17 protein-coding genes and 1 pseudogene are annotated in these 21,536 nt (G+C 53.1%); 3 read left to right on the forward strand and 15 right to left on the reverse strand.

Annotated features, from left to right (window positions below):
* Positions 1 to 33: 33 nt before the first annotated feature.
* The 7 genes from yidC to KIH39_RS03425 all read right to left on the reverse strand — a co-directional run bounded on the left by yidC (position 34) and on the right by KIH39_RS03425 (position 6,992).
* Entirely contained in the window at positions 34 to 2,340 is a 2,307-nt protein-coding gene (gene yidC, locus KIH39_RS03395; protein WP_213497865.1) for a membrane protein insertase YidC, read from the reverse strand.
* A gap of 259 nt (positions 2,341 to 2,599) precedes the next feature.
* A complete protein-coding gene (locus KIH39_RS03400) occupies positions 2,600 to 3,307 on the reverse strand; it encodes a DNA alkylation repair protein (protein ID WP_213497866.1) in 708 nt (235 codons plus the stop codon).
* Positions 3,308 to 3,324: 17 nt separating this feature from the next.
* Positions 3,325 to 3,840, reverse strand: coding sequence for a DinB family protein (locus KIH39_RS03405; protein ID WP_213497867.1), 516 nt, complete (start codon positions 3,838 to 3,840; stop codon positions 3,325 to 3,327).
* A 22-nt stretch (positions 3,841 to 3,862) separates the two neighbouring features.
* Positions 3,863 to 5,023: a serine hydrolase domain-containing protein gene (locus tag KIH39_RS03410; RefSeq protein ID WP_246539510.1), complete on the reverse strand. Its 1,161-nt coding sequence runs from the start codon at positions 5,021 to 5,023 to the stop codon at positions 3,863 to 3,865.
* A gap of 104 nt (positions 5,024 to 5,127) precedes the next feature.
* Positions 5,128 to 5,517, reverse strand: a complete 390-nt coding sequence (locus KIH39_RS03415) for a response regulator (RefSeq protein ID WP_213497868.1) — start codon at positions 5,515 to 5,517, stop codon at positions 5,128 to 5,130.
* Positions 5,518 to 5,662: 145 nt separating this feature from the next.
* Complete coding sequence (locus KIH39_RS03420) at positions 5,663 to 6,322, reverse strand: response regulator (RefSeq protein WP_213497869.1); 660 nt, start codon at positions 6,320 to 6,322, stop codon at positions 5,663 to 5,665.
* 31 nt (positions 6,323 to 6,353) lie between these two features.
* The gene (locus KIH39_RS03425) at positions 6,354 to 6,992 is read right to left on the reverse strand and encodes a sensor histidine kinase (protein WP_213497870.1); all 639 of its coding nucleotides are present in this window, start codon (positions 6,990 to 6,992) and stop codon (positions 6,354 to 6,356) included.
* Between the two features lie 357 nt (positions 6,993 to 7,349).
* Here KIH39_RS03425 and KIH39_RS03430 point away from each other — a divergent pair, with 357 nt between their 5' ends.
* Both KIH39_RS03430 and KIH39_RS03435 read left to right on the forward strand, forming a co-directional pair.
* Complete coding sequence (locus KIH39_RS03430) at positions 7,350 to 8,564, forward strand: PAS domain-containing protein (RefSeq protein WP_213497871.1); 1,215 nt, start codon at positions 7,350 to 7,352, stop codon at positions 8,562 to 8,564.
* Positions 8,565 to 8,848: 284 nt separating this feature from the next.
* Positions 8,849 to 11,149 carry a protein kinase domain-containing protein gene (locus tag KIH39_RS03435; protein ID WP_213497872.1) on the forward strand — a complete coding sequence of 767 codons (2,301 nt, stop codon included), beginning with the start codon at positions 8,849 to 8,851 and terminating at the stop codon, positions 11,147 to 11,149.
* Between the two features lie 42 nt (positions 11,150 to 11,191).
* Here the strand turns inward: KIH39_RS03435 and KIH39_RS03440 are convergent, their stop codons facing one another.
* Positions 11,192 to 12,751, reverse strand: a complete 1,560-nt coding sequence (locus tag KIH39_RS03440) for a M14 family metallopeptidase (protein WP_213497873.1) — start codon at positions 12,749 to 12,751, stop codon at positions 11,192 to 11,194.
* Between the two features lie 117 nt (positions 12,752 to 12,868).
* Between KIH39_RS03440 and KIH39_RS03445 the strand changes: the two genes are divergently transcribed.
* The gene (locus tag KIH39_RS03445; RefSeq protein WP_213497874.1) at positions 12,869 to 13,915 is read left to right on the forward strand and encodes an agmatine deiminase family protein; all 1,047 of its coding nucleotides are present in this window, start codon (positions 12,869 to 12,871) and stop codon (positions 13,913 to 13,915) included.
* A gap of 5 nt (positions 13,916 to 13,920) precedes the next feature.
* Here the strand turns inward: KIH39_RS03445 and KIH39_RS27355 are convergent, their stop codons facing one another.
* The 7 genes and pseudogenes from KIH39_RS27355 to rfaE2 form a co-directional block, all read right to left on the reverse strand.
* Positions 13,921 to 14,526, reverse strand: coding sequence for a DUF4149 domain-containing protein (locus KIH39_RS27355; RefSeq protein WP_449343001.1), 606 nt, complete (start codon positions 14,524 to 14,526; stop codon positions 13,921 to 13,923).
* A 12-nt stretch (positions 14,527 to 14,538) separates the two neighbouring features.
* Positions 14,539 to 15,162 (reverse strand): annotated as a pseudogene (plsY, locus tag KIH39_RS27360) (glycerol-3-phosphate 1-O-acyltransferase PlsY); the annotation flags it as partial.
* Between the two features lie 30 nt (positions 15,163 to 15,192).
* Positions 15,193 to 16,392: a glycosyltransferase family 4 protein gene (locus tag KIH39_RS03455; RefSeq protein ID WP_246539511.1), complete on the reverse strand. Its 1,200-nt coding sequence runs from the start codon at positions 16,390 to 16,392 to the stop codon at positions 15,193 to 15,195.
* The gene (locus tag KIH39_RS03460) at positions 16,379 to 17,242 is read right to left on the reverse strand and encodes a lipopolysaccharide kinase InaA family protein (RefSeq protein ID WP_213497876.1); all 864 of its coding nucleotides are present in this window, start codon (positions 17,240 to 17,242) and stop codon (positions 16,379 to 16,381) included. The genes KIH39_RS03455 and KIH39_RS03460 overlap by 14 nt, the downstream gene beginning before the upstream one ends.
* A gap of 53 nt (positions 17,243 to 17,295) precedes the next feature.
* Complete coding sequence (locus tag KIH39_RS03465; RefSeq protein ID WP_213497877.1) at positions 17,296 to 18,888, reverse strand: lipopolysaccharide kinase InaA family protein; 1,593 nt, start codon at positions 18,886 to 18,888, stop codon at positions 17,296 to 17,298.
* Positions 18,878 to 19,924, reverse strand: a complete 1,047-nt coding sequence (gene waaF / locus KIH39_RS03470) for a lipopolysaccharide heptosyltransferase II (protein ID WP_213497878.1) — start codon at positions 19,922 to 19,924, stop codon at positions 18,878 to 18,880. Before waaF ends, KIH39_RS03465 begins: the two co-directional genes overlap by 11 nt.
* A gap of 69 nt (positions 19,925 to 19,993) precedes the next feature.
* Positions 19,994 to 21,478: a D-glycero-beta-D-manno-heptose 1-phosphate adenylyltransferase gene (gene rfaE2 / locus KIH39_RS03475; protein WP_213497879.1), complete on the reverse strand. Its 1,485-nt coding sequence runs from the start codon at positions 21,476 to 21,478 to the stop codon at positions 19,994 to 19,996.
* Positions 21,479 to 21,536 lie beyond the last annotated feature (58 nt).

A 21,536-nucleotide genomic window follows, 5' to 3' on the forward strand; every position in this document is an offset into this window, starting at 1 on the left:
TCGCCTCTTGGAGTTAGTTTCCCGCTCTGTCGGTTACCGATCTTTTTTCTTGCGGTTCTTTCGCTCGGCCGGAGTCGTTGGTTTTTCCTTCTGATACTGCTTTTGCTTCTCCGCCTGCTCCATCACTTCCTTCATTCGATCCCCGAGTTTCTTCCGCCATCCGGAAGCTTCCCGCTTCACCTTGGGCTTGTTATACTGTTCGGGAATAATTGGCACGCCATCTTCGCCTTTGACGAATTTCGGCATGAACTTTTTCTCGATCAAACTCCAGATGGAACTGGCCATGAAGTAGAGACATAGACCCGAAGGAGATTTGTAGAACATCACCGCCATGAAAATCATCATGAACTTCATGGTCTTCTGTTGCATCTTTTCCTGATCGGTCGTGGGGGTGGGCATCGACTTCATCATGGAAAAGAGCATCAGGCTCACAGTAATGATCGGCAGGATATTGAAGTAGGGCCCCAGATAAAGTCCGCTGCCCAGACCTTCGGGCACGCTGATCATCGGAATGTTTTCCGACCAGAAGGCCAGCATGTCGGGAGCGCCGAGGTTCTGAATCCAGAGGAAGGGTTCGAGCCGGAAGAAAATACTTTCCTGCAACGCGTAATACAGGCCCATGAAAATCGGCATCTGCATCAAAACCAGAAAACAACCGTTCATCATGGTCGCGGGGTTGATCCCGGCACTCAGCATGAGGCGGGTTTTTGCCTGATTGAAACCTTGGAAATCGTTGCCGAATTGTTCCTGCAGTTTTTTAAGTTCCGGGGCGATGCGGGCCATCTTGGCCTGCATAATCTGCTGGCTGATGGTCTGCTTACGGCTGAGCGGGAATAACATGCCGCGAACGATCAGTGTCACACAGACGATGCAGATGCCGCGAACCGGGATGAATAGATTCAGCAAGTGAAGCAATGAGTGAATGGTGTTAGTGACGAATACGACGAGATCCGACCAGAAAATCGCGCTGGCGAAATCGCCCAGCCAGTTCGGCATCGGAGAATCGGTCATCACTTCCAGGTGGAGCGTATTTTTGTAACGATCCACCAAATCCGGATCAACCGCTTTTTCGCCCTCAAGTTGCTTGAGCAGGCGCACTTTTACAGGACCGTGATAGAGCAGATACTGATGCGTGGTCGCCTTGTCGGGATTGATTTCCTCGCTGATCGCCCGAATGGTCAGATCATCCAGGAAGCTTTTCTCGGGAATCGGACGGTTGATCGGCGTTGAACGAATGAACTCGATGAAGTTGCGGGCCTGGCCTTCGACCTGTAGGTTGTCCACGCACAGAATACTCGCGAAATACTGCACCATCGTCCCGGCCATCCGAATCTCCCGGCTGGAACGCTGACGCCGTTCTCCCCCTTCGGAGATTCGAACCGACTGGGCATCCTCCAGGACTCGCGTTGCCCGATCCTTCTGATCGACGTAGCCGACGATGTTGGTCCGGTAGGTGCTGACGTACCATTCCCCTTCGATCGGGAGATTATTCGCCCCAACAATTTGGTAGCGGAATTTAGGAGCTTTCTTGGCGTCGAATTCCTTGGGTAATCGCTCGGATTCCAGTCTCTGGATTTCGATTTTCATACCGATGTGGTAAGCGCCGCTCGCGACAGTAAAGGTCTTGCGGATTCGAATGTAGTAGGGGGACAGCAACTCGGTTTCGAACACGACCTTCTGATCGTCGGCGTTCGGGTCGGGGCGTTCGACAACCTTCCAGGGAATCTTTCCCAGCAGATCGACCGGGAAGTCATCTCCGGGCCGATCGTAGTGGTACATCACATAAGACGTGGGGGCCAGACTCTGAAGAACTTGGGGATCTTTCACCAACCCCGGTTTTAAATCGGGATAAGGCACATCCTTCTGCTCATGAATTTTTCGAGTTCGTTCGCGGAGGTAGCCGGGAACCAGATCCAACTTACGATATTCACCCGGGGCAACTTCCGATTTCAATCCTTCGCGATTCGCTTCGAGAAAGTCCGGCAGCACGACTTGTTGAATACCACCGCCGATGACGTTGGCCAAGACTTGAAGGTGCGAATGTTTGGGGCCGAAACCCAGCCCGATAAATTCCGGGGGCGATTTGGGAGCGACGGCGACCGGCGGTTTAGCCGGTTCTTTTTTCTCTTCGGGCTTGGGCGTTTCTTCGAGTCGGCTGCGGCGAATGAGATTGGAGGCGGGTGGCTCCCCGACAATCGCTCCCCCGGCCAAGGCGATGGCCGTTTCTTGACTCGGGGGGAGCGGTTTGGGCGGCCAGATCAGGTTCGACATGCTTTGCAGACCAATGAATAGTGCAAAGCAGGCTATCGCGGCGATCAAAGTTGTACGATTATTTTGCATGATATCCGGTTGTCGAAACGAAAATCTAAGAGTCAGATTTTATAGGAATTTCGCCTCCATCGTTGACAGGATTTGAAGGAACTCCTGTTTTCCAGTTAAGAAAAGAGCCTTTCGCGGGAATGGATGAACTCCAGAACGAGTCCTCGACCGTTCGAAAACAGCAAACAATGGAAAGAAAGCCAATAGATGTGAAAGGATAAAAATGTTCGCTTTCAGCAGCGTATTCTTGGTAAAATTTAATTGCTAAGTACTTTTTCTGTCAGCACTTGCAGGTTTTCTTCTTTTTGGTAAGGCTGCCGCGAGCTTTCGCTTTCTCAATGTACTCTGGCGCAGAGGGAACTTTACAGGAGGTGCCTCCCATCTCCACGGTCACTGGGCCGATCTTCTCTGCCACCTGAACCGCTTTTTCGCTGAGCGGATTCACATAGGCACCCAGGGAGATCACGAAGCCATTCATCGTATAGCGGACGCGATTGGCCTCTTTATGAATCTCTTTGGGTATCTGCGAAAGGAGCTTGGTAAGGGCCGGGATATCCAGTTCCTCATCCGGCTTCATGCTGACCAGATTAGAGAAGGTCGACCAACCGGCAGCTGCGACACCCTCTTTTTTGGAACCGATCCACTTTTGACCCATGTCCCAACCGTGCGGTCCACTGGCGGCGACCCACGGCACGGTATATTCGCTCAGCATGTACCAGTAGGCTTCCTCTGCCCATAGCTGCAGCTGTTTTTTTGTCATTTTTTCGTCGTCGGCAATCAGGCCGGCGAGATACATTGCATCCGAAATGCCGGTCGCGTAAAGTTCCAGAGCCAGTTCGTAATTTTTCTTGATCCGCTTCTGGATCTTTTTCAAGTGCTCAACTTTAACGCCGAAAAAAGGCTCGCGCGCCCCGTGATTCATCAGAATTTTTTTGATCGACTCACTGCCGAGGCTCTTTAATTCCGAGACGATTTCATCGGCTTTCATTGGAGACCCCTTTGTCCTTACGCGGATTGTAGTCGCTTTCGAAGGATGCCCAGGTGATGCCGTTCGTGACCGGCCATCATGTAACCCAGGGCGCGAACGCTAACGGAATTGTTGCTGGCAATTCCCACCCGCAACAAATCCCCGGCCTTAAATCCCCGGAACATGAGAATGTTCGATCGACGTGTGAGATCGAATTCTTCGACCAGATCTTGCCAATTGCGCGAATCGTATTCGGCAACCAGAGCGTAGGCATTTTCATCGAAGCCGGGCAGGGAGTTTTGGTCGCCGCGGGCGAAGCAGAGCGCCCGAAAGGCGAAGACCCTTTCGGTATCAATCATATGTCCTAAAACCTGTTTCAAATTCCAGGTATAAGGCGGATGTACGATTTTGGAAACGGCTTCCGATACCGTTCTAAGAAATGGTATCGTCTCGGCCGGTCCTTTCTCCAAAGCCGGCAGAACATCCTCTTCATTAACCAGGTCGATGTAAGTATCGTAAAACCGACCATATTCACTTTTTTGTGGCTTTGGCATAACCGGGCTCCAATCGTTTAGGCTATTTCGGTTTGGCAAATTCCTTGTAGGCCGCCTGACGGAATGCTCCCTGGCTTTCGCCACCTTTCCCCGGGTATCCCGCATGCTGAACCAGCCAGACCAGCACCAAACCCGGTTTGGTTTCAACGCTCATGTTGGTCGATAAAGCGCCGCCATGTCCGAAGGACTCACCCGCCGAGAAACCCAGGCCGTAGTTGTCTTTGATTCCTTCCGCCGTTTGCTTTTTAGTCATTTCCTTAATCGAAGCTTCCGTCAGATATTGCTTGCCATCCAGTTTCCCGCCGTTGAGTAGCATCCGGCAGAATTTACTGACGTCGACGGCCGTGGAGAACAAACCTCCAGCGGGCATCGGCTGGCGTTTATGATCGTTCAGCGGATAGGTGAGCTGGGAAATCGTGGTTTCTTCCAGATCGTTTTTCGCGGCATTTGGCCTGAAAGTTTTTGCGAGACGAGTCAGCTGTTCTTCATTCGGCCAGAAAGTAGTATCTTTCATTCCCAAGGGTTTGAAAAGCATTTCATCCATGTAGTCTTCGTATTTTTTACCGGTAACCACTTCGATGATGCGCGCGGCCGTGTTGATGCCCGCATTGGAATAATTGTATTTGGTACCGGGTTCTGTATTCAGCGGCGTCAACGCATAGCTGCGAACGGCATCCTTCAGGACCAGCATGTCCAAAGTGGGAGTCTCCAGGGAAGAGGCAAAAGGCATCCCGCTGGTATGGCTTAATACGTGTCGAACCGTGACGGGTGTTTTTGGCTTCTTCAATACGAGTTGATCGTTCTTTTTCTCCGCAATCACCCATTGATTGTTGAATTCGGGCAAATACCGAGACACAGGATCATCCAGCTTCACTTTGCCCGATTCAATGAGCATCATCAGGCCGACGGCCGTGATTGGCTTGGACTGGGAGGCGATCCAGAACAGACAATCCGCCTTCATCGGTTTCTTGGCGGCGATGTCGGCGAAACCGACCGTGTTGATGCTGAGAATTTTATCTTTGTCGGCGACCAGAGTAACGGCTCCGGCCAATTCATGTTTCTCCACAAAAGGTTGAAGCGCGTTCTGAATAGAAGGGGAACTGGCCGCTTCCTGAGCCTGGCTAGTACTCGGTAGCGCCAGCAAGGAGATAGTAAAAAGCATTGGCCGAATGAGATTTTTCATGAGAGGTCATCCGAGCGGAAGGAGTGTAACAAAAAAGATTTTATCGAAGACGATCGCGTCGGCGAATCATCGGTAGGATTAATCCGAGTTCGGCTGCAAAAAAATTACGGCTGAGGATTGTCCAAATCCGCACAGCAGCGGCGAATCAATTCGGGAAGTTCGCGATTAATTTCCGTCTTCGAGAAAAATCCATCGATATCCCGGGATTCACCGAGTAATTTGTATTCTTCGAGATCGAAACCGGACATCAGATAGAGCCGGCTTTTGGGATTGAGCAGCTTGAGCGTTCGCGCGAACTCCGTCAATTCGTTTTCAGCAGCCGAGAGATCCAGTAGTACTAAATCGGGGATAAAACTATTTAGTAATTCTTGAGACTCCGCGATCGATCCGGCCGATTTAAACACCGACACTTCCGGCAATTTCCTGGCCAGTACCTCCAAGTACTTGATGATTGGAGGAGAGTCATCGACAATGAGAAGCCCAATCGATCTCAAAAGTGCATTCTTTCCGACTTCAGATACATCAGGTAGGATGCCAGCATGGGCATTCTCCTTTTGTAACAAAACCGGCGACACTTGACGTCAAAAAAGAAACGATCTGAGGATCGAATTGAAAGATTCATTCTCTCGGAGATGAAATTTACTGCTCGATGCCGACGATCCCGAGCCGCAGGGCGTAGCGGACCAGTCCGGCGAGATCGTGAATTTCTAATTTTTTCATCAGATGTGCGCGATGAGTCTCGACGGTTTTTACACCGATACCCAGAATCCGGGCGATCTCTTTGGTGCTTTTCCCTTCTGCCAGGAGTTTTAAGGTCTCACGCTGACGACTCGATAATTCTTCATAATCATTGAAAGTTGATCCGGACCGATATGAGCCCTTCAAGGACAAATCGGCTACCGCGGGGGTCAAATAGGTTTCCCCCTGCATGACCTCTTCTATGGCAGTCTGCAGTTCGTTGCAGCTGGCATCTTTGAGCAGGTAGCCGCTGGCGCCCAGTTGCAGGGCTTGTTCGACATACTCCACATTCGAGTAAGAGGAGAGTATCACCACGTGAATCTGGGGATGTTGCGATTTCAGCCGCCAGGTCGTTTCCAGGCCGTTCATCCCGGCCATGGCGATATCCATGAAGACGAGATCCGGCTTGAGTTCCGCGATGGCCTCGATCGCCTTCTCTCCCTCAGCAAACTCTCCGACGACTTCCACGCCTGGAATTTTTTCCAGATAAGCGCGGATGCCGGCCCGGAGAATTGCGTGGTCGTCGACCAGCATTATGCGTCGATTGGCTACCGTAATCATGGGATCGCATTCTGTGAAAATGAAGTCTGCCTCAAATTTTACTAGAAAATTCGATTCGGAGGCCTGTCGCAGTGTCCGCAGTGTACAAATATTCCAAAGTACCCCCCAACTGCGCAACCCTCATCTGCACTTCCAGAAGCGTTGGATTGGGCTTCTTGGCCCAATCCGCGTTTGCGAATAAGGAACTGAGGTTACTAAAACTCAGTGTCTGGCTAGTCGCCGAGCTTCGCAACCGGATTTCCAAGGTCTGACCGCGAGCGGGATCGCCATTTTCGACCACGCGCTGAACCAGCCGGTAGCAGGTCAGGGCGGTAGTCCGATCCCATTTCAAGTTTCGCGGCTCGGTATCCAACTGGTAACTCTTCTCGTGGAGTTCCGGGGCATTTCGGAGATACCAGCTCAGTGCGGTGACCAGTCCCAGATCGTCTAGTAGAGAAGGACGGAGAGCCAGCGAGCGATCCCGGACTTTTTTCAGAGTGTCATCGATTAATTGAGTGCAGTTATCGGTAGCCGATTTCGAAGATTCGGATTGAAGCAGATTCATTTTCAGAAGAATCAGCGACTGGGAGACTTCGTCGTGCAGGAATCGCGCCAAATCCCGTCGAAGAATCTCGTGCTCCTCAATGAGATGACTGCATAAGTCGACTACGGCAGCGGGGTGGGACTGCAAACCGATTCTCGTATTTCTGGAAATATGATCCTGAATCTTAAGATGTCAACGATAACAATGCTTAGTTTACGCAGTTGGCAAAGTCAATCTGCATACATTGCCTAGAGGATTTATTCCGAAAATTTCTAGACTTCGCTGTTTGCGTAAACTAGAGATTTTAAATGCTAATTTGCCCGGTCGTTGGGAGAATTCAATCCCCTTCGCCTAACGCCTAGATAATTACAAAATAGCTACCGGAGATCTCAATTGGATTTCTTTAGCCCAAATAGCGATCCTCAATCTTCCCATGCTTCAGACAGTTGCGACACTAAAGCAAAAGCGCAACAGAATGATTTAGCGAAGGAAAACAAGAATTGCATGAGCAATTCGGTTCGAACTTCGCCTCCGGTCGTTTCGACCTGGTCGATCAGTTCCGATGATTTGACCCCTCCCGCATTCGAATTCAGCGATAACACCGAGGAGGTCAATCCGCCCCTTTGGAAGCAGAATAAGATCTTCGACTCGCTGGTTCAGGGCATCATCATCACCGATCCCCTGCAAAAAGATAATCCCATTGTCTATGTGAATCCCAGCTTCGTCCGCCAGACCGGCTATGGTGGGGAAGAGGTGCTCGGTCGGAACTGCCGATTTCTGCAAGGACCCAAAACCAGCCCCGTGGCCCTGAACGAATTACGCTCGGCGGTGCGGACGCGGACCTCCTGCATGGTCGAAATTCTCAACTATCGTAAAGATGGTAGTACCTTCTGGAACGCCCTGACCATCAATCCGATTTTCGACAACAACGGGCAACTGATCTATTTTCTCGGTGTTCAGACGGAAATCACCAATCTGAAGAACGTCGAAGAAAAGCTCCGGCAATCGCAGAAAATGGAAGCCGTCGGACGCCTGGCCGGCGGAGTAGCCCACGACTTTAACAACCTGCTGACGATTATCGCTGGCTACGGCGAAATACTCCTCGAGGGTTTTTCACCGAACGACCCACGCCGGGAAATGCTTCTCGAAGTGAAAAAAGCGACCGATCGAGCTTCGATTTTGACTCACCAGCTTCTGGCCTTCAGCCGGAAGCAAGTTCTGCAACCCGCACTTTTGAATCTCAACACGGTCATTACCAATGGGGAAAAGAATCTCCGCTATCTGCTCGGGGATGGCATTTCGCTCATCATCAACTTGGATATGACGATTGAAAAAGTGCAGGCCGATCTGGCGCAGCTGGAGCGGATGCTCATGAATCTGGTCGCCCACTCGCGCTCGTTTCTCAATGTCGGCGGCAAGCTGACAATTGAAACGTCCAAAGCTTTATTGGACGAAAATTATTGTCGATCGCACCCCGCTTTGAAACCGGGAAGCTATGTGGTGCTTTCCGTCAGCGACGACGGTATGGGGATGGACGATGAGAGCATTTCCCAGGTGTTCGAGCCCTTCTTCTCCTCGCGTACGACTGGAGAGTCGGGGGGCATGGGAATGGCGATGGTGGAAGGATTCATTAAGCAAACGGGCGGATATATTTCCGCCAGTTCCGAACGAGGCGCCGGCACGACTTTTCGCATTTATTTCCCAACTCTGAAAATATGAACTCTCCAGGTACCGCCTCAGGTCCCGGTCCTCCTCGATTAGAATTCAACTCATTAAGGCCGGCTTAGTAATTTTCACGCCGGCACTCCATCGCCAGCCGTATCCTCTCAGGGATTTCCTGAAATCGCCCTGAAATAGTACAGGCTAGAATTCCTTTGAAATGAATGGGCCAGCAAGCGCTGATTCAAGTATGTCGAGTCGGAGGCGATCCGACATGCATTCATTAAACCGGCCTGACGGTTAAGGGAACACCTTCCCGACCGCGGTTTGAAGCAGAGGAAAAAATGCAAAAGACTGTTACCGGCTCCGGAGGAGCTACCCTGAACTTTGAAAATGAGATAAAGCCCATGCAGCGCCCAGTGGATCCGTACGAGAAAGCTCCGCCCCTGGAATTTCGCGCTCGCGATTATCTTCACGATTTGCTTGACGAAAACATTGTGATGGCGGACGATTGGAAAAATCTCCCTTCGCACGATCAAGAAGCCGTTTTCAGCTCTCGAACAGTCGATGCCCTGCTGCGCAACATGATGCGTTTCGGATTGATCAACAAGTTTCAATCGGAACGATTGCGCAGTGGCCGTCGGTTTGGTCTGGTGATCAACAGTTATCGCATCCTCGGCCATCTCGGCTCGGGCGGCATGGGAGTGATCTATGTCGGCGAGCATATCCGCATGCGTTATCGCGTCGCCATCAAGACGCTGAATTGGTCGCGGAAGATCGACGAACAAATGGTCTCCCGCTTCTATGCCGAGGTCCGAGCGGTCGGTGAACTTCAGCATCCGAATATCGTCTCGGCACTCGATGCCGGCAGTATTCCCAATCCCGATCCGGAAATGCCCGAACTGCATTACTTCGTGATGGAGTACCTCGCCGGGCAGGACCTGGATTCGCTGGTTCGCAAGAAAGGACCGCTTTCGGTCGATCAGGCTTGCAAAATGGCTCATCAGGTGGCCGATGCACTCGCCGAAGCGCATCGCAATAATCTGGTCCATCGAGACATCAAACCATCGAATATTCTGCTCACTTTCGCGGGCGTTGCCAAAGTGCTGGATTTCGGGCTGGCCCGCAATCTCGGCGAACGCATGACGCTTCCCGGCACGATTCTGGGAACTGTCGGTTACATGTCGCCCGAGCAGGCTCAAGATGCTTCCAGCGTGGACGGGCGTTCGGATCTTTATGGCCTCGGTGCGACCCTCTACTGGTGCCTGACGGGGAAAGATCCCTTTCCCGTCGGTGAGGAACCGGCTCAGGATCTCATCCACCGTCTCACGCAACCGCCTCCTTCGATCCGCAAGATCAACCCCTCACTGCCTCAGGAACTGGATGAGCTCATTCAGAAAATGATGCAGGTGCACCCGGAAGACCGGCTGGGGGACGCCAAAGAAGTGATGAAGCTGTTGATGCCCTTCCAGCATGCGTGCGTCGATCAGCTCTTGCCCGAGAAAAAGATCGGCAAGAAGCCCAAGACCATGGATCAAGGCGGTGCCCAGCAGCGCCGGGTACTCGTGGTGGATGATGACAAAAACATCCGTTCGTTCAGCAAGATGATCCTTCAGGGCGATGGTTGTATCTGCGACGAAGCCGAGGATGGCGCGCAGGCGCTGGAGAAATTGACGCTGACACCTTACGATCTGGTGCTACTCGATATCAACATGCCGAATATGAACGGCACGGCGGCCTTGAGACAGATTCGCCAGACCTGCACGATACCGAACCTGAAAATTATGATGTTCTCCGGCGATTCGCAAGTCGATGATCTGGCGAAACTCCTGGTCGATGGGGCAGACGACTTTTTGCACAAGCCTTTTAGTGTCATTCAGTTTCGCTCGCGAGTCAAAACGGCCCTGCGTCACAAAGAAGCTCAGGATCGGGCCGATTTCTTGAATCGGCAATTGCTCAACGCCAACGCCAAACTGGAACAGAATCTGTTGGAGCAAAATTCCGATCTGGTTCTCATGCGAAACACCCTGATTCTCACGCTGGCAGATCTGGTGGAAGGAAAGTGCGCGGGAACCAAGAATCACCTGCGACGAATTCAGGCCTATGCTCGGGTACTCGGCGAAAAGGCTATGGCTTCCCCGCATTTTTCGGGGCAGATCGACGAAGCGTTTCTCCAGGCCCTCGAAGCTTGTTCGCCTCTACACGATATCGGCAATGCCGCCTTGCCAGATCACATTCTTCTGAAGCCGGGTAAACTGGTGCAGGATGAATTGATTCAAATGCAGGCGCACACAGTCATCGGTGCCGATACTCTCAAGAAGATCGCTCATTACGAGTGCTTCTCGCAGGGCTTCCTGCAAATGGCTGTCGATATCGCTCGCCATCACCATGAACGCTTCGATGGCTCTGGTTATCCAGATGGGCTCTCGGGCATGGCCATTCCTTTGTCTGCTCGGATTGTCGCTATCGCCGATGTGTATGATGCTTTGCGATGTGCCAAGACTTACAAACCGGCGATTCAGCACAACACGGCTGTGAAGTCCATGGTCGACTGTTCGCCGGGCCAGTTCGATCCGAATTTGCTCGACATCTTCCACGATTGTTCGAGCGAGTTTGAAAAGATTTTTAAATCCCTGTCCGAGTGATTGAGTGGAGGGGTCGGTCGATTCGACCGGCCCCTCTAAATTTTATTTCTTGCTCGGCGGCAAACGCAGGACGGGGAAATCTTTCCCTTCCTCCATCGAAGAATCGAAGAAGTTCCAGGTCGCCAGGCCGTCCGCCGATTCGGGTTCCAGGATATATGCGGCCAGCGAACCGAGTTTCTGGCTGGTTTTCACCAGATAATCGCCCGCTTCAATTTTCCGCTTCTCAGTTCGGGGCGTCACTTTTAAAGTGACCGGCTGGTGCTTCTCGAACGTCCGCGATTTGGTGATCTTGTCCACTCGATAGGCTTCGATTTCATACTCGCCCGCTTCTGCAAGTTTCTCCATCTCGATGCCATGATTTTTCAAGTTTTCCAGCACGCGAGTCTGGCTGGCCGGAATGACGTAACCGCGTGGCCGCGTCACGGTTTTTGTCGGCTCCGAACCGCCCATATACAGCACTTCGTACTCGACCGCTTTACCCGTCGGATGGCGCTTACCGTCTTTCAGTTCCACCACTTCCCCGAGAACCTTATAAGGTCGGCCGTAGGGAACTGGCTTGGTTTGCAGTACGACACCGGGTTGGCCGTCGGAGGATAGGCCGGCCTTGATGGTCGTTTCGCGCGCCTCGGCCAGAAGCTTCTTCACTTCGTCTTTATGCTCCTGGATGTACTCGCTGATGGTCTGAACGAAGGATTTGCCCGATAGAGTACGATCCTTGAAGGAAGCATAGCTATAGGATTCCGATAAGATCGAAATCTTGTTGCAGATGCCGAAGTAATGAAATCCATAGCGCGGCGTGGGAGGCACTGAATCCCAAATGGTATTTCCCTTGGCGAAGTTGCCGTAGAAGAAGGTCTTGTACCCGGTTGTTTTCTCCATTCTTCGGCCCACTTCGGGGAAGAGACGATCGCGCGTCAAATCGACCAGACGTTTGTCGCCCGCCGGTGAACTGCCACCTTCGTAGGTCAGCGTATACTTGTGGTAGGAGCCGTTGGTCGTGTGCATGTCGATACAGACGGCCGGATCCCAGAGGTTCACGAAGCGGACCAGAGCTTTCACTTCCGGGCTTTCGAGCTTGACGAAATCGCGATTCAAATCGAGTTCTTGAGCGTTCGCACGGATGCCGACCAGTGTCGGTCCGCCCTGTTCGGGGCGGTGCTTGTCGAATCGTTCGTTACCGTCGGCATTGAAAATGGGGGCGAATACCAGTATCAGATCTTTGAGCAGCGGATGTTCTTTGGTCGTGGCGATTTCCCGGGCCAGAATCTGCAATGCTTCTTTGCCATCGACTTCGCCGGCATGAATGTTACCCCAGGCGAAAATAATCAGTTTGCCCGATTTCGCAGCCTCTTGAGGTGTTGCCACCGGCGGATCGGCGATAATCATCACCGGCAGTTTACGGCCCTCCTGGCTGGTGCCCAACTCCGTCAGCCGGACTTTGGGTGATGCCTTGGCCAGATTCTGACAAAAGTCCACCACATCGCTATAGCGCGAGGTTTCCTGGTAATTTGTTTTTTCCACTACTGTTTGAGGGGGGTCCTCAGCGTGGATCAAGCTGGGAAATAAGCAAAAAAATGAGAACAGCCAAAGTCGCTTCGTCATGGTTTTCCTCCGTGCCGTGATTCTATGAAGAATCAATAATTGCTGCGAGAATGCTCCAAGTCGCCGGGACAAACGATTCATAAAATCAGGAGACGTATCTTCCAAGTCGAGGGATCTATGCCATTGGCCAGAACAGACACACCTGCCGGACTGGGCTACCGGATGCCGGCCGAATGGGAACCGCACGCCGCGACCTGGATCGCCTGGCCGCATCAGAAGTCCGATTGGCCAGGTAAGATCGCACCCATTCCCTGGGTCTATACCGAGATCGTTCGCCATCTGCACCAATCGGAAAAAGTGAATCTGCTGGTGGCGGATTCCAGGATGGAAGCTGCGGCCCGCCGCTACCTGCTAAAAGGAGGTGTCGATCTCACGAAAGTACACTTCTGGCAGCAACCGACCAACCGCGTCTGGACCCGAGATTACGGCCCGATTTTCGTGGTGAACGACAAACACCAAAAGGGAATGTTGGACTGGCGATTCAACGCCTGGGCTAAGTATCCAGACTGGAAACAGGACGATGCGATTCCCGGAAAGCTGAATAAGAAATTGAAGCTGCCGGCCTGGCAACCTTTCTGTCACGACAAGCGAGTGGTACTCGAAGGGGGTAGCATCGATCCCAATGGCAAGGGAATGCTCTTAACAACCGAAGAATGCCTTTTAAGTCCGGTGCAGGAACGTAATCCGGGAATGAACCGAGCCGATTACGAAAAGGTTTTTCACGATTACCTGGGCATCAAAAAAGTGATCTGGTTGAACCAAGGTATTGTCGGCGACGATACGCACGGCCACGTAGATGATCTGGCTCGCTTTGTGAATGCCAAATCCATCGTTACCATTCGCGAGCCGAACGCCGCCGATCCCAATCATGCGATTCTGGAAGAGAACTGGGATCGCCTGAAATACACCAAGCTGGATATCATCGCCCTACCAATGCCGGAACCGGTTGTCTTCAACGGCCAGCGTCTGCCTGCCAGCTATGCGAATTTCTACATCGCCAACACGGTTGTTCTCGTTCCGACCTTCAACGATCCGAATGATAGAGAAGCTTTAGGGATTTTGGCTGAGTTGTTCCCCGATCGCAAAGTGGTCGGCATTCACGCGGTCGATCTGGTCTGGGGGCTGGGAACCTTGCATTGCATGACCCAGCAGGAGCCCCGATAAAATTTCTAAGCGGCCTTAGGCAATTGGCCCACATCCATTTGGGCTTTTTCAGGGGCGGTCCAGGCCGCGCAAATCAGAGAAATTGTGGCCGTCAGGCAGGTCAGCATACTCAAGAGTAGGCTGACCAGATGCCAGGAGGTGAAGTTCTCCTTGGCTCGGGCCGCGGTTTCAGCATCGGCTGCAAATCGTTCCAGCCTCAGTCGACTCACTTCCCCGGCGATCCACCAGTTGCCGCAGACCAGCAGAAATGTGACGACCAGAAGACCAAGTTGAATGCGATTCAGCTTCTCTTTACTCCGCCAGCCGCGCGCACTAATCAGTGCGACGGTGGCCGCGATGGCACTGCACAGAAAATACTTGGGGAACATCGGCCCGACAGCCGCGCCGGCGAGAGCACTTCCCAGCGCTTTTTTCTGTTCGGCCGACAGACCGTTGGCGATGGCCACCTGGGCCGTGCGATCCGAAGGGGAATTTTCCACCACATCCGGGAAGGTTTCGAAAACCGATAGGCCGGCGATGAACTGCAGAAACAGCGTCCCCCCGAAGAGCCAGCCCAGTGCCAGCAAATGGAAAGCGTAATTGATGCGTTCTCTGCGGAAAGAAGGTTTCATGCAGTTTTCCGTCCCGGCCAGCAGTCGGCGAATATTCGCATGGTGTTTTACGATCACCATGGAACAGCCGATGTAACAATACAGGCTCGTTAGGATATTTTCGAATGCGAACGGCCGACCATCAACGCTAATTGTGTACCCGGCCATAAATGCTATCATGGCCACGACCGAAGCAAAGGAGACTATCGACGAAGCGAGCAGAGCGACCACCCAGATCAGGATGGCGAAAAAATCGGGACCGGTGAGCAGCACCAGCATGGTTCCGAATCCGGTGGCAACGCCCTTACCGCCTTGGAATTTCAGAAAGATGGGGAAAGTGTGCCCCAGAAAAGCACATACCGCAGTGCCCACCGCCGCCAGCTGAGGAATCGGTTGCCAGGCTACAAATTCAGCATCGTGCAGAACCAGCCATTTGCCGAGATAAACCGGCACGGCTCCTTTGAGCAAATCCAGAACGAAAACCAGGATGCCCCATTTACGACCGAGCGTACGCCCCACGTTAGTCGCCCCGATATTTCCGGAGCCGACTTTCAGAAGATCCACACCCCGGCTACGAGCGACCAGCACTCCAAAGGGGATGGAACCGAGCAAATAAGCTCCCGCAAGGAGCAGCACTAGGTTGATAATTGGCGGCATGGCAGATTTCCGGAAGGTAACCCCATCAGTCTACGCCGCGCGCTTCAATTGAGCCACCTGCTTCATCAAACCTAAAAATTTCTGGTAGTGCATTTCGAAATTCCATCTTTTGGCCGCTTGTCGGGCCGCCGCACTCATCGGAGTTCGAACGGAGTTGTCGATCAACCGAGCGATCGCTCCGCCCAATTCCTGTGCATTGTGGGGATCGCTGACAACGATTCCCTCTTCGCCGTCGCGGAAGAGTTCTGAAGCACCGTTATATTTTGTGGTGATGACTGGCAAACCGCACGCCAGGGCTTCCAAAGCGACCAGCGAACAGGGGTCGTAAAAGGTCGGGTGTACCAGAAAATCGGATGCGAAGTAGGCATCGCTGGGGTCGGCCCGGAACCCGAGAAACTTTACTCGATCCTGCACGCCCAGATAGCGGGCCATGCGTTCGTAGCGAGCGGTCTTCGGATGCCCGACGACAATGATTTTGAAGTCCTTCTCCGGCGGAATGGTCATCAGAGAAGAGAGCAGGGGGGCCAAACCTTTCAGTCGGTAGTTCATGGCCACAAAAAGACCCACCGGTGTGCTACTAGTAATACCCCAGCGGCCCCGTTCTTCCGAACGCCGTTTCAAGCGATCTTCCGCGAGGAATTTCGCCGGATCGATCGCACTCGGTAGAACCTGAATCTCTTCGGCGGGGATGTCGTAGAACTCTTCAAAATGTTTCCGAACCATCTGGCTGTTGACGACGATCCTGGGGCGCGGTGGCGTGCAATACTGTCGACGTTCCAGCCGAGCGAAGGATCGAGCCGCCGGGTCGATGCGCTTGCTCAATCTAGCTAGAAACCGACCGAAGCCGGAAGGGTATTTGAGTATATTCTGCTGCATCGAAGCGGCATGCAATCCTCCCTGAGGGTAGAGAATATCCTGCCCCCAGGTTTTATCGAATCCGATCGACAGATCGTGATGATTCTGAGCCAGGGCCCGTTCGCAAGCTTCGGCGAACTTCCAAGGGCGTTGTGCCCGGTTCCCGGTCGGTTGCGGGATGCGATGGTAGTGCATCAATGTCGGTAAGGCATCGGCTTCCCAGCGCGAGGCATACAGGTGCACACTGTGGCCGTCCCGACTCAGACGGCGGGCGAGATCGGAGATATAGTGTTCGCAACCGCCCCGGGCGGGATTCACGTTCTCGTAGCAGAGTGCAATATCCATGATGTCTTCCTGAGGGTCATGTGTGGGCATGTTTGCGTCGTTCCGCCCGGCGATGATTACGGCGATAGAGGGCCATCTTTATTTCGATACCCCATCGCAAAAGCTTGCGGTAAATCCGCGGCAGGCTCTTCGAATAAATCTTCCAGAAATGCTGGCGGTCTTCCGCTGTCACTCCTGGCCAGATCGCGGAGTATTGCAACTGGGCCAGATCCTTCATTCGGGATTGGAAGCCGAGGATCGGACCGGTCCTCAAGCGATGGAAATCGATAACGAAAACCTGGCCTTGCCACTCGGCCGGAGGGGTATCACACATTCTTTGGGGAATGTAAAAGTGGCACAGATACCAGTCCTGGTGATAAGCATTACGGTCGTGGAACAGGTGGCTCAATCGGGCCAGTTCGGCAAAGAGGCCGTGCTTCCACCAACGGAAATCCTCTGGCGATAATTTCCGCTCGGCTTCGGGAATCGCCTCGTGCAGACCGATCATATCGGTTAATTCCGCGATGGCGATAAAGCCCTGCAATTGGCCGTTTTCGCCTTGAAACTCACCCGCAGCCAGCGCTTTTGGCACGGGAATGCCTTGTTTTACCGCCCATTGCAAATGATGATATTCCTGCAAACCGGGTGAGAAGTCTTTATTCGGAAGGTAGCGCCGGGCCCAACTCATCCATCGCGGAAGCTTGTAATGCCGTTTCAGATAAACTACGCAAGGATTACCCAAGTTCGTAACCGTCCAGCGCACGATGGAGCGACCCTGTTTGGAATGGAAGCGATCTGATAGTTCCAGTTCCATGATGCGATCCGCCCATCCCACACCGGCAATAGATTCCCATTCCGGCTGAGAGACCAGCCGATCTCGTCGGTTTTCTCGTCGAGCCATGGGGTAATCCAGATGGAGCGGAACCACTTTCATAATTTTTCGAAAAACCTCTTTTATTGGCAGACCAGACGTACCAGGACTTTTCGAGAAAGCGGCGACTTACGGCCGCGGACAAACGCCTGCAGGAATCGCAATCGATCCGTGCGATTCTGAAACAGAATCTCGGTATCGAAGAGCCGCTTCAAGCTGCGATAACACTGCTGCTCGCTTACCCTCCGGACGTATTGGAGATTCTCGATCTTTTCGAACTCGGGTAAATTGTTTTCCAGGCGGAAAAGGTTTCGTTTGCAAGGCGATTTCCGAAGCATGCAGCCCGCTTCGTGGATTCGTTGAATCAACTCGCCGCATTCCCGGATGATTTTGCGACGGCTTTCCAATTCCGCGATGCATTCAATCCGATCGTCGATTAAAACGCCCTTTTCTTCCAGCAGAACGAAGCTGTGTGTCTCACATTTGTTTTCCGTATCCAGCCCAAACGCGAGTAATTTGGGAACTGCCAGTCCCGCCCGTTGCAGATGGAAGGCGATCCGGGCGGTGACCATGGGCATCAGGATTCGGCGGAGGGATTTCAAGTAGAACAAGCGGCGCAGGCAGTTAGAGTTCGATTCACGCAGTAGCCGCACGGAGCGCTCGGCGAAACAGAATTTTTTCTCCGTACGCTCTTCCGGGGGGTAGAACAGCACCCGCGCCGTATCGGGGCTGAGCCCTGTGGCAATTTCGGGAATCAGACAAAGTGCTTCGCCATCGAGCCAGATTAACCGTTGCTCGCTTGCACTTTCAAGCTGTCGAGATTCCTGAAGGATTGCCCGCGAGTTTCGAAATGTGCGAGTTTTGCGTTCAATGTCCCGAACCAGAACGGCGAGCGGAGTCGAACCGATTTGCTTGGTAAGCAGAACCTCGCAATATTTCTTCAGGAAGTAGAGCTTCGCCGTATTACTTAGCAACGCATCCGGAAGAGAAGCGTTCAATCGGGCGAGAGATTCGATGGCCGAGCGATAGTGGAACTTATTTCGACAGACCGAGCGTTGCCAATCGATGCAAAGGCATTCCTGCGTGACCGAGTTCACCAGTACGTGCTTCGCTAAAAGATCGGGTTGCGTGAACCCCGCGGCATGATAACCAGCCAGTGTCTGAGCCAGATTACCGAGCAATCGTTTCGAGTAGCCGTTGGTCAGTAACCAATTCTTAAGAGGATAAGATCCAGATTCTTCCTGAATCAAGAGAAAGGCTTTACCGGAGCCATTATTTCCCCACGCTAGCCAGCGAGGAGTGGGTAGATCGTGAAGTTCCAGTTCCTGCAATATGCGGACTTCCCGCTCCGATTTCGAACAGAATCCAAAGCCTTCCCAGGCATGCTTGAAGCGATCCTTCCAATCGACCTGATGCTCCCGCTTCAGATAGCCGACGATTTCCCGGTTCTGGCCTTGCAGAATTACCCGGCTGACATTGCGGCCGACATGGCCTCCCACAATTTCGCCCGGACAGTTCAGAAAATCGGTCGAGTGTTTCAACCCGACAGCGTGCAGGAATGCCAGATCTCTCGGATTGATCTCAACCGCCCCAGTTTCCGCAGATACTTCCGACATCAGCGACCGGCCGACTAACGACGGTAGCCGCTTTCCTCCTGTTCGCGATTCAACCTGCATGGCGTAATCCTCCCCGGTCGATACGAGGAAGGAGTTTGCAGGAAGCTTCAAATACTTCCGCAACACTCAACTCTTTCATGCAGCGGTGGTCGGTCGGACAAACTCGGAGCTGGCACGGGCCGCAAGGCACCTTTTTCTGAAGGTGAATTGCTTTATCGTAAAACGTTTCGGTCCATTCGATATGCGTCGGACCAAAGAGTGTGACGACCGGTCGGTTGAAAGCGGCGGCGAAATGCCGCGGTCCGGAATCAGTTGTGACCAGCAAATCCAGCTTTTTGACGATCGCTTTGCTGAATCCAATGGAAAGCGGAAAATCGGCTAGCGACTTCACGGTGGATCGGCCGCTCTGGGCGGCAATTTCCCGCGAAATATCCTTCTCGTTCGGCCCACACATCACCACGACCTTGGCATTTCGGGAATCGACGAATTTGCGGGCGAGTTCCGCGAAGTAGGCGGTCGGCCAGAACTTCGAGGCTCCAAACGCCGCCCCGGGATTCAAACCGATCACTTCTTCATCGTGCTGAATTCCGAGTTGATTTAAAACACCAGTGGCTTGTGCATCTTGTGAATCACTCGTAAACAGTTCCATCCGATCAGTCGGCTCTGCCCCCAGCACTTGAACTATTCGATTGTAATCGCGCAGGATGGGACGGGGTACGAAGTTCCCTTTTTCATCCTGGACCGGATAAAAGCGATTGGTCAATAGAAAGCCGCGGGCATAGCGCACGAAGCCGATTCGCAGCTTGCATCGGCCTGCCCGGGCCACGGCGGCAACGCGGAAGGAATTGGGAAATAGCACGGCGGCATCGGCTTCATAGGATCTTAACTGCCGGGCAACAGCCAAGCCCGAGCGTATTGTACGTTCCAGCGGCCAGAAATTTTCGAACCAGGGAGAATCGGCCGTTACCGCCTCAACGTAAGGCTTTCCGATAGCCACCATTTTTGAATGCGGATAGCGAGCATGCAGAGCCGCAATGGCGGGGGTCGCCATCACTACATCGCCGATCCAGTTCGGTAGAAAAACTGCAATTCGCATCCGTACTTCTTGCTAGCTGATCCGGGTGGTTTAGATGATGTCGTGAAAACAGCCGCTTCCCGAGTTTCTTTAGGCCGCCTTCATCTTCTTCAAAATCGAAGTCGTCGAATAACCATCCTTCAAACCGGCCAGATAAACTCGACCGCCGTACGACTCCACCAATTCGGCCCCGACTACATCTTCCTTGCGGTAGTCGGCCCCTTTCACCAACACATCTGGCTTGATCATTTCGATCAGTTTGGCGGGAGTCGATTCGTGGAACACCGTGATGAAATCGACGGCCTGCAAACCCGCCAGTACTGAAGCCCGTGCATCCACCAGATTAACGGGTCGATCCGGCCCTTTTAACTGACGAATGCTCGAATCGCTATTGAGCCCGACGATCAGGAGATCCCCCTGGCGTCGCGCTTCCTGCAGGTACTGCACATGCCCGGCGTGCAAAATATCAAAGCAGCCGTTGGTGAAGACGATCTTCTGGCCGAGCCGACGGCGTTGATCCAGATGCGGCTGAATTTGGCTGGGTGTCATGACCTTGCCGGCATGAGTCGAACCAGCCAGGGAATGATGCAGCAGATCCTGAATGATCTCTTCCCGGCTGACGGTGGCCACACCTAATTTCTCGACTTCCAAGCCGCCGGCGACGTTCGCCAGTTGAATAGCGGTCGGGTAATCGGCCCCCGCGGATAGCGCCAGACCCAGCATGCTCATCACCATGTCACCCGCTCCGGTGATGTCGTAAACGGCGCGGGGTCTGGTCGGAAAGATTTCTTCGTAGCCGTTTTTCTGGCAGAGGGCCATGCCATCTTTGTCGAGGGTAATGATTGAGGAATCGAGGCCGAGCATATCCCGCAGTTCGCGCGCTGACTGCAAAGCATCTTCAAGAGTTTGGATGTTGCGACCGGTCGCCAGACCAGCTTCCAGCCGATTCGGCGTCATGGAGGAGCAGCCGCGATACTTGACGTAGTCCTTGCCGCGAATGGGGTCGGCGACCACCGGAATTCCTTTTCGCCGGCATTCGGAAATGGTGCTTTGCAGCAAGTTGGGTGTACAGACACCCTTATCGTAATCGCTAATCAGAACGATGTCTGCCTTGTCGATGGCTTCCAACATCGCATCGAGCAGTTTCTTTTCGACGGCACTGCAGAGAGCCTCCCGGCTTTCAAAATCGACGCGCATCATTTGCTGCGGATGTCGAGCCTGGGCACGACCGATGTAGCGTTCTTTAACCGTGGTGGGCCGGTTCGAATCGGAAAGAACGGCTCGTTCGTTGATATCGAGATTTTTGAGAATCTGTCGGATGCGCTCGGCATCGGCATCATCGCCGGTAACGCCGCAGAGGTGAACTTCGGCTTCCAGAGCGGCCAGCATAGTGGCCACGCTGCTGGCTCCACCCAGTCGCTCTTCGCGTTTATCCGCACGCAGCAGGATAACGGGAGCCTCCTGGGAGATCCGTTCCGCATCGCCAAAAATGTAACGATCGAGCATCAGGTCGCCGAGTACGACGACCCGGGGACGACCGAGTTTCTGCATCCATTCGATCAGGTTGCTTGCCATCCGTGGCTTCCTCCAAAGCCCATTTCAACGGAAGGCAGATTTCCTGTAAAGAGCAATT

The sequence above is a fragment of the Telmatocola sphagniphila genome, from assembly GCF_018398935.1.
GTDB classification, from domain to species: Bacteria; Planctomycetota; Planctomycetia; order Gemmatales; family Gemmataceae; genus Telmatocola; species Telmatocola sphagniphila.